This window comes from Pseudosporangium ferrugineum (genome assembly GCF_003002065.1).
Taxonomy (GTDB): domain Bacteria; phylum Actinomycetota; class Actinomycetes; order Mycobacteriales; family Micromonosporaceae; genus Actinoplanes; species Actinoplanes ferrugineus_A.
On record NZ_PVZG01000001.1, the window covers coordinates 792831 to 805833 of the forward strand.

The following is a 13003-nucleotide window of genomic DNA, read 5'->3' on the forward strand; positions in this document are numbered from 1 at the left end:
GCGCTCAGTAGTGGATGGTGATGTCCACCCGGCGGTTGCGGGCCCTTCCTGCGGCGGTGTCGTTGCCGGCGGTGGGGTTCGCCTCGCCCTTGGAGATCGCGTGCGTCGTGAGATTCGGGCGGGTGCTGACGAGCCGGCAGACCGCCGTCGCGCGGCGTTTGCCGAGCCGCTGACTGTAGCTCTTGCTGCCGCGGTCGTCGGTACGGCCGATACAGGTCACCGCCCGGGCTCCGCTGAGTTTGGCTCGCAGCGTCACAAGGTAGCGCTGCTGGGCGACGCTGATGCGGCTGGAGTCGGTGCCGAAGTACACCGAGCGGGGCACGGTGAACTGGTTGAGGACCAGGCGGGTGCGGCTGGTGGCGCGCAGGGTCCGGCCGGTGGCGGGTACGGTCGTGCCGGCGACGGCGACCGGGTACCCGCCCGGTGTGGCGGCCATGGCCCGGCCGAGTGGGTTGAGCTTGACCGTGACGGCGGCCCGGCGGCCGGCGGTGGTCATGCCGACCCGGCCGGTGCCGAGGATGACGCGCTTGCCGGAGACGGTGCTCCAGAGCACGACGGTGTTGCGGCCCTTGATCGCCGAGGTGAAGGTGACGATGACCGGAAGCGTGGCCCGGGCCGGTGCGCCCCGGGTGACCATGAGCTTGGTGACCGTGACCTTCGCCGAGCCGGTCGACGGAGACGGTCCGGGAGTCCCGGCGCCGCCCTCGGTCACGACGGCGGTGTAGGTGCCGGTGACCACGGACCCCACGGCGTCGCTGATGCGGTAGGTGACGGAGTTGGCGGTGCCGGCGAAGCCGGCGACGGGGACGAAGGTGATGACACCGGTGGTCGCGTCGAGTGCGTACGTGCCCTGTCCGTCGATGGTGACCATGGTGACCGGCCGGCCGCCGGCGTCGAGCAGGGTGATGCCGCCGCCGGCCGGGACGGGCAGGTTTGTCCGCTGGGTGTCGGAGTTGGTGCCGGTGCTGCCGGAGCGGGTCGGTGGGACGGTCACCGGCAGGCCGATCTTGCGGGCGGTGCCGGCCTCGTTGACGCCGACGGCCAGGAAGGTGTGCTGTCCGGCCGCCAGGTCCGCCGGGACGGTGACCGGCATGGAGAAGGTGCCGTTGCCGTCGGTGGTGACCGTCGCGAGCTGGATCGGCGCCGAGTAGATGCTCACCTGGACCGTGGAGTAGGGCGCGAACCCGGTGCCGATGACGGTGATCTGCTGCGCCGGAGCGGCGAGCGCGAGCCGGCCCTTGTCCGTGGTCAACGTCAGCGGCACGTCGTCGGGTACCTGCGCCGGGGGCACCGGCGCGGACGGGATGACCGCGTTCGACGCCGGCGACGGCGCCGAGCTGCCGCCCGGCCCCTGGGCGATGACCGTCACGACGTAGCTGGTGCCGGCGACGGCGCCGATCACACACGAGGTGTCCGACGCTGTCGTCGCGCAAGACCCTGGTCCGGGTGACGCGTACGCGGTGTAGCCGGTGACCGCGCCGGACGCGGCCGGCCAGGACACCGCGATCGACGAGGTGCCCGCCGTGGCGGTCGCTGACGCCGGCGCAGCCGGGGGGCTGGGGACGGGCGGGGGGATGACGGGGACGGCCGGGGTGACCGAGGATGCCGGGGACTCGGCGCCCGGGCCGGCGGCGTTCACCGCGCGGACCTTCACCTGATACGCCGTACCGTTGGTCAGACCGGTCAGGGTGGCCACCCGGGTGCCATTGGCGCCGGCGGTGGTCGTCACGCTCGTCCAGGTGCCGCCATCGTCGGTGGACACCTCGTAGTCGATGATGGAGCTGCCGCCGTTGTCGGCCGGCGGGGTGAACGTCACCGTCGCCGACTCGCTGCCGCCGGTGGTGCCGACTCCGGTCGGTGCGCCGGGCACGGTGCGTGGGGTGCCGTCGACCGGGCCGACCGCGCCGCCGTCGCCGTTCGCGTTGACAGCGCGGACCCTGATGCCGTACGTGGTGCCGTTGGTCAGGTTGCCGACCGTGGCGCTCAACGGGTCCGTACCGGCCGTGGTGAGGGTTGTCCAGGCGCCGCCGTCGACGGACACCTCGTACCGCAGGATCCCGCTACCGCCGGCCGGCGGAAAGCTCAGGTCCAGCTCGCCTGCGCCGGGAACGACCGTCAGACTCGCGGGCGCGCTGGGCGGCCCCGGCGCCGCCGGGGTGACCTGCGCGGACGGGTCGCTGACCGCGGACTGGCCGGTGACCCCACCGTTGTTCGTGGCGGTGACCGTGAAGGTGTACGCCTGCCCGTTGGTCAGGCCGGTGACCTCGCAGGTGGTGGCCCCGCTGGTCGTGCACGTGTGGTTGCCCGGGCTGGACGTCACCGTGTAGTTGGTGACGGGCCAGCCGCCGTAGGTCGCCGACGCGGTCCAGTCGACGGTGACCTTGGTGTCGCCCGGGGTGCCGGCGACGGCGGTCGGCGGCGGCGGCGCGGAGCTGACGACCAGGCCGATCGGGCTGTTCAGGCCGGTGACGATCGCGGTCGCGTTGCCGCCGGGGAAGTCAGGGGGCATCTTGTACACGGCGCTGGAACCGTTGCTGGACGCGAAGAGGTTGCCGCGGCCGTCGATGGCCAGACCCCACGAGTACTGGACGCCGGTGGCGAAGGGCGTCCAGGTGCCGTCGGTCGCGATCCGGATGATGGTGTAGGCGGTGGCGCTGGTGACGTACACGACGCCGTTGGCGTCGGCGACGATGCCGGTCGGGAAGGCGATGCCGGTGGCGTACACGCTCACGATGCCGGTGCTGGTCACCTTGATCACGCGGTTGCGCGTGTAGTCGGCGACGAAGACGTTGTCGCTGGGATCGACCGCGATGCCGTACGGGGTGACCCCGCCCGGGACGGTGATCGTGGATTGCACGCCGCCGACGACCTTGAGCAGCTGGTTTCCCTGGCCGACGTAGATCGTGCCGGTCGAGTCGATGTTCACCGCGTTCGGATAGCTCAGCCCGGTGACGGCGGTGGTCTGGGTGCCGTCGGCGGCGATCCGGACGATCCGGTTGTTGCCGGCGTCGGCGACGTAGAGGGAGCCGTCGCGCGCGCGGCTCACCTGGTACGGGTCGCTCAGCCCGCTGCCCACGCTGGTCTCCCCGCCGCCGGCCGCGATCCGCAGCAGCGAGGAGTTGTACTGCCCGACGATGTACAGGTCGGCGTACGGGTCGGAGCCGGTGGCTGCCGCCGCGGGCCCGGCCGAGCCCCCGGCGACGAGGCCGCTGGCCACCAGCGACACGACGAGTACGGCCGCGGTCCGCCGGCAGACTGCCCGGAATGCGACGACCCACCGCCGGGACATACGGCGCTGACTGCTGGCGGAGCGATCCGAGCGCATTCTGAGACTCCCCGTGCCGAAAGGCTGACATCGGGAATATAGCTAAACGTCACCCTATTCGTGACGGTTTGCCATGATTGTCGACGCCCTGGGGACCCGGCAGCCGGGGGCCCTGCCGGCGCCGGGCGTTGCGGGTCGCCCGGCGCCGGGAGGGGGTCAGTGGAGGCCGGCCGTGAAGGCGGCGATCCAGGCGAGGGCCGAGTTCCAGTTGATCGTCAGCTCGTTCGTCGACCAGGACTGGATGTCGTCGATGTAGCAGAACTGGCCGACGCAGCCGGTCAGTTTGCTCTGGGCGTACGGGTCCTGGATGGACGAGTTGGCGCCGCCGGCCAGGGAGCCGGCCGGGGGGTTCGGCAGGGCCGGGTCGAGTTGGTGGGCGTACCAGCGGCTGTGCTGGTTGTGGGAGCTGACCTCGCCGTAGCCGGTCACGTAGGACATGTTGAGGGCGTTGCGGCCCAGGAGGTAGTCCATGCCCTCCAGGACCGCGTCGCGGAACCGGCGGTCGTGGGTGAGGTCGTACGCCGAGGCCAGCACCACCATGTTGTTCAGGATGGTGCTGTTGGAGCCCCAGTCCCACATGTTGTTCGCCGGGGCGTAGGGGACGCCGTACGGGTGCGCCTTCTGGATGGCCAGGTACTTCTCGGCGCCGCGTACGATCGAGGCCCTGACCTCGGCGCGACCGGGCAGCTTGCTGGGCACGAGGGCCAGGTCGAGGCGGCCCGCGGCCGCAGTGTTCGCCCAGTCGAAGGCGCCCGCGCCGAAGATGTCCGCGGTGTGCACCGGCGAGGCCAGGATCACGTCGGCGTAGCGCTTCTCGCCCGTGGTCAGGTACAGCTCCGCGGCGGCCCAGTAGAAGTCGTCGTCGACGACGCTGTCGTTGTACGCGCCGCCGCCGGTGCCGTCGGTGACCGGGGCGAACAGTGCCGGGTTGGCCTGCGCCGCGGTGAAGGCGGTGCGGGCCGCGGCCAGCGACCGCTTCGCGAACGCCGGGTCGAAGCGGCGGTAGAGCCGGGCCGCCTGGGCCGCCGTCGCGGCCAGGTTCAGCGTCGCGGCGGTCGAGACCGGGTGCAGCTCACGCTGCTGCGGATCCAGGTGCGGCAGCAGCGGCAGCCCGGTCCAGGCAGCGTCGTGGATCTTGTGGTGCGCCATGCCCGCGTACGGGTGACCCGCCGGCACCTGCATCTTGAGCAGGAACTCCAGCTCCCAGCGGGTCTCGTCGAGGATGTCCGGGACGCGGTCGCCGCTCTCCGGGATCGCCAGCGACGGGTTCGGGGCGTGCACGCGGGTGCCGCGCTCGTACTCGCTCAGCAGCTGCCACGTCGAGATGCCGCCGTTGACGACGTACTTGCCGTGGTCGCCGGCGTCGTACCAGCCGCCGGTGACGTCGAGGCGGTAGTCGCAGACGCCGGGCTGGCAGGGCACGTCGCCGTCGCCGAGGTTCGGCGCCACGTCGACGTGGCCGGCCGGGCGGGCGTACCCGGGGCGCAGGTCCGCGCGGATCTCGGCGCCGCTGCGCTGGGTGTAGAAGAACTTGAGCGAATCGGCGCGCAGCCGGTCGTACGCCTGCTTCCCGAGATCGAACGGCCGGCTCGTCTCACCGTCCGCGACCAGGGTGAGGCCCGTGCCGGCCCGGCGGTAACCGCTGAAGTCGATCGAGTGCACGTTCTGCCCGGAGGACACGTCGGTCCCGCGCGGGGTGGTGCGGCCGCGGGCCACGGTCGCGCCGGCCGAGTTCTTCAACTGCCACGGCAGGGCGGTGGTGGCCGCGGTGACGAGGGTGGCGCGCTTCGGCCCGGACGGCAGGTAGCCGACCTGGTTGACGCGTACCCGGGGACCGGTGTCCGGCTCGTAGACCTCCGGCGGGACGCCGCCGAGCAGCGACACGTCGTCGACGCAGAAACCCCAGGACTCGGCGCTTCCGCCGAGCTGGAACGCCACTTGCGCCTGGGCGGTGGTCACCGCCGAGGTGAAGGTGTACGCGTACGAGTCACCCGCGACGGTCAGGGCGGGCGAGGCCTCGAAGTACGTGTCGTACGGCGCGACGGACAGGCCGGTGATCGCCCGTACGACGTGGCCCTCCGGGGCGCCCGAGGCGGTGAACGAGAACCGGTACGTCTCCCCCGCCACGAGATCGATGTCGTTCTGGCCGACCGACACGTCCCACTTGTCGGTGGTGCCGCCGGGCACGGTGACGCAGGCCCGCCCGTCGGTGAGGGTGATCGGCATGCCGGGGCTCGACCACCAGGGGTCGACGCCGGCCGTGAAGCCGCCGTTGACGACCTGTTCGACCTCGTCGGCCAGGGCGGGCCCGGACGGTACGACCAAGAAGGCGGCCGCGAGAACGGCGGCCGCACCGATTGCGCGTTTCACGGACAGTCTCCTTGGGAGCGCTTCCATAGGTTGGTGGACATATGTTGATGCGCAGGTCACACGCTGTCAACACCAGCGAAACATCCGGTGACGCCGGGCGGGACCCTTTCCGCCGCCCTCGGCACTTTCCGCCGCCCTCGGCACTTTCCGCCGCCCTCGGGACTTCCGCCGTGCTCGATACTTGGGGCGATGAGCGCCTCACGCCCCGGATCCCGCGGGATCCGCGCCGCCCTCGACCGCGCGGAGGCCCGCCTGGCCCGGCTCGCGGACGCCCGCCGCCGCTGGCCGGTCCTCACCGTGACCGCCGCCGTCCTCGGTGGACTCGCCCTGGTCACGGTCCTGCTCGGACCGGTGTCGGCCGCCCTCACCCCGCTCGCCGGCGTGGCCACGAAGGACCGCTCCGCCGCCCTGAACGCCACCCGCCAGGTGCTGCTCGCGGGCATCGCCGGCGCCTTCGCGCTGGGCGGCCTCGCCTTCACCGCCCGCTCGTTCTTCCTCACCCGCCGCGGCCAGATCGCCGACCGCTACGCCAAGGCCATGTCCCAACTGGCCTCCGAACGCCTGGTGGAACGCGTCGGCGGCATCTACGCCCTCGAACACCTCATGCACGAATCGGACCGCAACCACACCACGGTGATGGAGGTCCTGGCCGCCTTCGTCCGCGACCGCACCTCCGCCCCACCCGGCGCCCCGGGCGGCGGTCCACCATCCGCCACCGGTCGCTCTCCCGGCGCCGAGCCGCCGGAGCCGACCGGAGCCGAGCCGCCGGAGCCGACCGGCGCGGAGGCCCAGAGACTCCCCGGCGGCGCGGGAGGCGGGCTGCCGACCGACGTGCGAACCGCGCTGACGGTGCTCGGCCGGCGCCCCCGGCGGCCCGAACGGCACCCGCTCACCCTGCCCGGGGTCGTCCTGCCCGGCGCCGGCCTCGCCGGGGCGTTCCTGGCCACGGCCGAGCTGCCCGGAGCCGACCTGCGGGACGCCGAACTGTCCGAAGCGGACCTCACCGACACCAACCTCATGCGCGCCGACCTGCGCGGCGCCCTGCTACGCGGCGCGACCCTGGCCGGCGCCCTGCTCACCGCCGCCGACCTGAGCGGCGCCGACCTGAGCGGAGCCGACCTCCGCGGCGCGGTGCTGACCTCCACCGCCCTGACCGGCACCATCCTCGACGACGCCCGGCTCGAGGGCGCCGTCCTGACCCCACCGGACGCGACCGGACTCACCGCCCGCCAACTCCGCTCAGCCCGCCTCGACGGCAACACCGAACTCCCACCCGGCCTCGGCCTGAGCTGAACCGGCGAGCCACCCACGACCGGCGACGCCACGAACCGGCGACGCCACCCACGGACCGGCGAGGCCACGGACCGGCGGCGCCACCCACGGACCGGCGGCGCCACGGACCGGCGAGGCCGCCCACGGACCGGACCAGCTCCGGCCAGAGCTGCATCGCGGAGGCCGTGCGGACCGGCCCGGCTCCGGTCAGGGGTGAGCGGCGTCTCGCGCAGGCAGGCCCGGGCCCGGCGGAAGGGGGCGCGGGAGGGTGACGCTGATCCGACACCGGCCGTCCGGCGGTGCCGTGCGTGGCGCTGGGGCAATAAGGTCTGGAGCTGTGGTGGAGCAGTACGGCCTGGGCATCGACCTCGGCACGACCCAGACAGCGGCCGCCGTCCGGAGGGACGGGCGGGTCGAGGTTGTGCGCCTCGGGGGGCGGCGGGCGGAGATTCCGTCGCTGATTTTCGTGCAGGCGGACGGGGAGTTGCTCATCGGGGACGCCGCCGAGCGGCGGGGGCTGAGCGAGCCCGGACGGCTGGCCCGGGAGTTCAAGCGGCGGATCGGCGACCCGGTGCCGGTGCTGGCCGGCGGGGTGCCGTTCTCCGCGCATGCGCTCACGGCGAAGCTGCTGCGGCACGTGCTCGACACGGTGGCCCGGCTCGAGGGCGGGCCGCCCGCCGTGCTGACCGTGACCCATCCGGCGAACTGGGGGCCGTACAAGCGGGAGCAGCTGGACCAGGCGCTGCGGATGGCCGAGACCGGACCGGTGCTGTTGCGCACCGAGCCGGAGGCGGCCGCGCTGCAGCATGCCACCGCCCGGCGGATCGCGGCGGGTGAGACCGTCGCCGTGTACGACCTGGGTGGCGGCACCTTCGACGCGGCGGTGCTGCGGCGGGAGGGCGACGGGTTCCTGCTGCTGGGCGAGCCGGAGGGGGTCGAGCAGCTCGGCGGCGCCGACTTCGACGAGGCGGTCTTCGCCCACGTGATCGAGATGCTCGGGGACGCCCCGGCCGGGCTCGACCCGGACGATCCGGAGGTGCTCGCGGCCCTCGCCCGGCTGCGGCGCGACTGCGTCGAGGCGAAGGAGGCGCTGTCCTTCGACACCGAGGTGATGATCCCGGTGGCGCTGCCGGGCGTGCACACCCGCGTACGCCTGAACCGCTCCGAGCTCGAGTCCATGATCGCGCCGGCGCTGGAGGACACGATCGCCGCGATGCGGCGGGCCCTGCGCCAGGCGCGGGTGGCGCCGGAGGAGCTGGACGCGGTGCTGCTGGCGGGCGGCTCGTCGCGCATCCCGCTGGTGAGTCAGCTGCTGACAGCGGCGTTCGACCGACCGGTGGTGGCGGACCCGCACCCGGAGCACAGCATCGCGATGGGCGCGGCGGTGTCCACGGCCACGATCACCGGCGGCGCCTCCCCCTTCGCCACGGCCGACCCCGCCCCGACCCCGGAGCGGACCACCTACCCGGCCGCGACCCCGGACCGGACCGCGGAGACGGCCGCGGCGGAGACCGAGCCCGTGGAGGCGGCCCCCACGGAGACCGAGGAGATCACCGCCCCGGCGGAGACCGAGGAGATCACGGCCCCGGCCGAGCCGGTGACGGCGCGGGTGCCGGTCGGCAGCGCGCCGGCCCGCCCGCAGGCCGGCCCGGCGGCGACCATGGTGGAGACCGCCGGCCCGCCCCCGGTCGCCTACTCCCGCGGCGCGGCCTCCGTCTCCGCCCCGCAGCCGCCCCCGGTCACAACGACCCGGGCCTTCGCCACCGCGCCCCTCCAGGAGCCGCCCCACCACCAGGTGATCCAGCCGCCGATTTCGCCCGGCGGGCCGGTGCACCACCCTCCGCCGCCGGACCGCGGCGGGGAGTACGGCGGCCGGAAGCGCCGGGGCATGATCCTGCTCGCCGGCGTGCTCACCGCGGCCGTCATCGCCGGCGCCGCCACCCTGGCGGTCATCCTCAGCAGGGGCGATGGCGGCGCGAAGCCGCAGGGTGCCGGCCCCACGCCGACCGCGAGCACGCTGCCGTACCCGACCGACACCATGCTGATCCGGGTGGACACGGGCGGCGCCGGCCGGCCCGAGCGCAAGTCGAACGTCATGCTGCGTACCCCCGGCGTCGACGAGCCGGTGCTGATCTCCGGCACCGGCGGCGACGTGCTGCCGGAGTGGTCGCACGACCGGAAGCGGATCGCCCTGACCCGCAACCTCGACGACGGCAGGAACGAGATCTGGGTGATGGACGCGTCGGGCGACAACGCCCGGAGGCTGCTCACCGGCGTCACCGGCGGCCGGGCGGCCTGGTCGAAGGACGACACCAAGCTCGCCTTCATGAAGGAGGTCGACGGGCGGGGCCAGATGTTCGTCGCGCCGGTGGCCGGCGGCGCCCCGAAGCAGCTGACGTTCTCCCGCGACCTGAAGGACGATCCGGCCTGGTCACCGGACGGCAAGGAGATCGCGTACTGGGTGGAGCGCGACGGGCAGCGCGACGTGTACGCCCTGACCGTCGACGACCCGAACGAGCCGGGCCGGCGGATCACCGAGGGCGACACCGGTCCCGCCGTGGACCCGGCCTGGTCGCCGGACGGGCGCCTCATCGCGTACACGCGGAGCACCGGGCCCGGGCTCTCGGACATCTGGGCGGCCGACGCGGACGGCGGCAAGGCGCGGCCGCTGACCGACGATCCCGCCCGGGAGATGGACCCGTCGTGGGCGCCGGACAACTCCTGGCTGGCGTTCACCCGCGGCCCGCTGGAGGACCCCCGGATCATCATCGTGAAGGCGGACGGCAGCGACGAGGTCAAGCTGACCCCGGGCGACGCCCGGGAGGGTCATCCCTGCTGGTCCTGAACCAGGATCGCCTCGCAGCTGCGGGCCACCGCCCGGGCCGCGGTGCGCAGTTCCCGGGCCGAGAGCGGGTGCTCGGCGACGGCCTGCCAGCGGGCCAGCGCCGACCGGGCCGCCGCGCCGATCGCCTCCGGTGCCACCCCGGCGGGCAGGCCGAGGCGCTGGTGCGCGGCGGCGCCGTCGCCGCCGAGCAGGCGGTCCATCTCGGCGAGCTGGCCGGGGCGGCCGGGCAGGCGGCCGGAGCGGACGAGGTGCAGCAGGCGCAGCTCGACGAACTCGTGGGCGCTGGCCCGGATCCGCTCGACCTCGGCCGCCGCCGCCGATTCCGGGTCGAGGTACTCGTCGAGGACGGCCAGCGCCGAGCGGGCCTTGAGCACCTCGCTGCGGCCGGCGAACTGGGCGGCGAAGACCTCCCGGAGCCGCTCGATGCCGCTGTGCGCGGTGAGCGCCCGGGCCAGGTCGGCCGAGTCGAGCACCTTCTGCTCGCGGATCAGCCGCACTCCCAGCCGTACGCCGAACAGCCCGAACCGTTCCAGCACCGCCCGGCGGGCCGGCGCCGAGTCGGCGAAGCGGTCCGCGGTGAGCAGCAGCTCGACGATGGCGTCCATGGGTTCGGTGGCGACCGCGGCCAGCGTGCGGAACTCGTCCTCGCGCAACGTGGCCCCGGCGGCGCCGAGCAGGCCCGCGACGGGCACGACCACCGGGCAGAGCCGGCGCAGCCGCTCGTCGGCGGCGTAGCGGGCGGCGACGCGCGCGGCGGCCTCCATCGCGTCGAGGCGGGCGCCGCCGATCTCGTCCGCCCGGGACAGCACGCCGACCGCGTTGACCGGGCTGCCGCCGGCGAGGCCGTCGCCGTGGAACGACTCGAGGAACCGTACGTCGCTGGCGTGCATGTGGCGCAGCAGGTAGAGCACCGCGTCGGTCTGCGTGGCGCGTTCCCCCTCGGCCTCGAGAAACGCCATCGTGCGCAGCGACACGTCGGTCGAGAGCGACGCGATGCCCGGCGTGTCGATCAGGGTGTGCTGCCGCAGCCGGGCGCTCGGCACCCGCACCTCGAGGTGGTCGACCTGCTCGGCGGGGCGGCCGAGGCTGATCCGTACGGCGCCGCCGGCCCGGTCGAACGGGCGGGGCTCGGCGCCGCCGTCGCGCAGGTGGGCGGTGACCGCGTAGGTGGGCCCGTCGGCGTACCAGGTGACGATCCGGGTGCACTCCCCCGCGTCGGTGGGCGCGAGTCCCTCGCCGACGAGCGCGTTGAGCAGCGTGGACTTGCCGGCCTTGACCTTGCCGGCGATCGCCACCCGCAGCGGCTCGTCGACGCGCCGCCGGGCGGCCCCGATCGCCGCGCGGACGGCGGGGTCGCGGGATTCGGCGGCGGCGCGGTCGAGCACGGCCCGGACGTCGGCGAGCAGGGTCATGACAGGCGGTCCAGTTCCTCGTGCAGGGCGGCCAGCTGCCGGGCCCGGGCCTGGCGGGCCGCATCGGGCAGGGCGGCGGTCTCGCGTACGGCCGCGGCCGTGCCCGCCGCCGACCGCTGCATCTCGGCGGCCCGCGCGGCGAACTCGTCGCGCAGGAACCGCTGGGTGCGGCGTACCGCCTCGCGGGAGTCGCGTCCGACGTGGAACGTGACGTCGTCGACGTAGCGCCGCAGCGCCGCCTTGGCCTGCTGGCGGCGCTGCTGCACCTGCCGTTCCCGCTCCTGCTTGACGAGGCGGCGGCCCAGGGTGAGCCCGGCGATGATCCCGATCGGTGCCGCCAGGGCGACGTTGAACAGGGCGCCGACCGCCCCGAGCAGGTAGAACCCGCCGTACGTGACCCGGGCCGCGGTGAACGCCCCGAGGAACTGCTGCATGCCCGAGCGGTGGAAGGTCACGTCGAGGTCGGCGACCTTGGCGAGGCCGGCGTCGGGGGCGGGCAGGTCGGCGCCGAACGCGTCCACCTCGACGTCGAAGCGTTCGGCGACCTCCCGGGCGAGCTGGTCGCTGCGGGTCACCAGGAGCATGAGGTTGTCGGCGGCGGCGGACGCGGCCTCGCGGGCGGCCCACGCCTGGAAGTCGGTCCAGGTGTCCCGGGGGTCGGAGGCGTCGATCAGCTCCTCGCCGTCGCGCAGCAGCCGCCGCAACCGTTCCCGCAGGTCGTGGTCGACGTCGGCGGTGAGGTCCTGGATGCCGTCGCCCAGCACGGTCTGCCAGGAGCCGGCCGCCTGCGCCCGGCGGTGCAGCTGGGCGTACCGATCGGAGAGGGCCGGTGCGGCGGCGGGCGCGGACGCGGCAGCCTGCTCGGCCGCGACGCGCTCGCGGAGCTGCCCGACGACGAACGCCAGCTCGGCGCGCGCCGCGGCCTCGACCCCGGCCCGGGCCGCGCCGAGCACGTCCCGGCGCAGCGTCTCGACCAGGCGCGGGAAGCCGGACTCCGCGTTGAGCTCGGTGCTGTCGCGGGCCTGGGCGCGCAGCCGCAGGAACGAGGAGACGGCGACGATCGGCACGTCGAGGCCGGCGGCGGCGAGGTGGGCGGCGTCGAGCTCGGCGATGCGGCGCCACTCGGCGTGCAGGTCGGTCTTGGTGAGGACGCAGATCACCGACGGGCAGCGCTCGGCGACCCGGCGCAGGAAGTCGACCTCGGGGGCGGTCAGCTCCTGGGAGGCGTCGGTGACGAAGAGGGCCGCGGCGGCGGTGGCGAGGGCGCCGAGCGTCAGGTTGCCCTGCGCCGAGTCGAGCCCGCCGACGCCCGGGGTGTCCACCAGGGTCAGTCCGGCGCCGAGCAGCCGCCGGTCGAGCCGGATCTCCACGCCGCGCGGCGCGGGCCCGTCGCCGGCGGGCGCGCCCTCGGTGACGTGCCGGCGGATCTGGTCGAAGGGGACCGGTACGGCGGTGAGGCTGCCGTCCTCGGCGGGGACCCGCAGGTGCACCGCCGCGGGCGTGCCGTAGCGCAGGACGGTCGGCACTGCGGTGACCACGTCGGCGTCGACCGGGCAGACGTCGGTCCGCAGCAGGGCGTTGACCAGGGTGCTCTTGCCCTGCTTGAACTCGCCGACCACGGCGACGGTGACCTCGCCGGAGGCCAGCCGGCCGGCCGAGCGGGCCAGCCGCTCCGCGAGGTCGGGCCGGTCGTTGCCGGCCGCCAGGAGGCGCGCCGCCTCGAGCTCTGCCGGCAGGTCCGTGGGCAACCGTCCTCACCATTCCTCGACGCGGGCCTCT

At 74.4% G+C, this 13003-nt stretch carries 6 protein-coding genes; 2 read left to right on the forward strand and 4 right to left on the reverse strand.

Translation table 11 applies throughout. The features are described 5' to 3' along the window. Positions 1–4: 4 nt before the first annotated feature. A complete protein-coding gene (locus CLV70_RS03445; RefSeq protein WP_106124810.1) occupies positions 5–3289 on the reverse strand; it encodes a fibronectin type III domain-containing protein in 3285 nt (1094 codons plus the stop codon). Between the two features lie 192 nt (positions 3290–3481). After that, on the reverse strand, positions 3482–5695 hold the full coding sequence (locus CLV70_RS03450; protein WP_425440104.1) for a glycoside hydrolase family 9 protein: 2214 nt from the start codon (positions 5693–5695) through the stop codon (positions 3482–3484). Between the two features lie 189 nt (positions 5696–5884). On the opposite strand from CLV70_RS03450, the gene CLV70_RS03455 reads away from it, so the two are divergent. Then, positions 5885–6988: a pentapeptide repeat-containing protein gene (locus CLV70_RS03455; protein WP_106124812.1), complete on the forward strand. Its 1104-nt coding sequence runs from the start codon at positions 5885–5887 to the stop codon at positions 6986–6988. A 316-nt stretch (positions 6989–7304) separates the two neighbouring features. Beyond that, positions 7305–9812, forward strand: coding sequence for an Hsp70 family protein (locus CLV70_RS03460; protein ID WP_158277690.1), 2508 nt, complete (start codon positions 7305–7307; stop codon positions 9810–9812). On the opposite strand, the gene CLV70_RS03465 is transcribed toward CLV70_RS03460, so the two are convergent. Continuing rightward, complete coding sequence (locus CLV70_RS03465; protein ID WP_106124814.1) at positions 9794–11224, reverse strand: dynamin family protein; 1431 nt, start codon at positions 11222–11224, stop codon at positions 9794–9796. The two genes, CLV70_RS03460 and CLV70_RS03465, sit on opposite strands and share 19 nt — an antisense overlap. Beyond that, on the reverse strand, positions 11221–12972 hold the full coding sequence (locus CLV70_RS03470) for a dynamin family protein (RefSeq protein WP_106124815.1): 1752 nt from the start codon (positions 12970–12972) through the stop codon (positions 11221–11223). Before CLV70_RS03470 ends, CLV70_RS03465 begins: the two co-directional genes overlap by 4 nt. Between the last annotated feature and the right edge of the window lie 31 nt (positions 12973–13003).

Excerpts from the sequence above, each read along its gene's own strand:
- CLV70_RS03465 (WP_106124814.1), bottom strand. The coding sequence starts at position 11,224 with ATGACCCTGCTCGCCGACGTCCGGGCCGTGCTCGACCGCGCCGCCGCC.
- CLV70_RS03455 (WP_106124812.1), top strand. The coding sequence starts at position 5,885 with ATGAGCGCCTCACGCCCCGGATCCCGCGGGATCCGCGCCGCCCTCGAC.
- CLV70_RS03445 (WP_106124810.1), bottom strand. The coding sequence starts at position 3,289 with ATGTCCCGGCGGTGGGTCGTCGCATTCCGGGCAGTCTGCCGGCGGACC.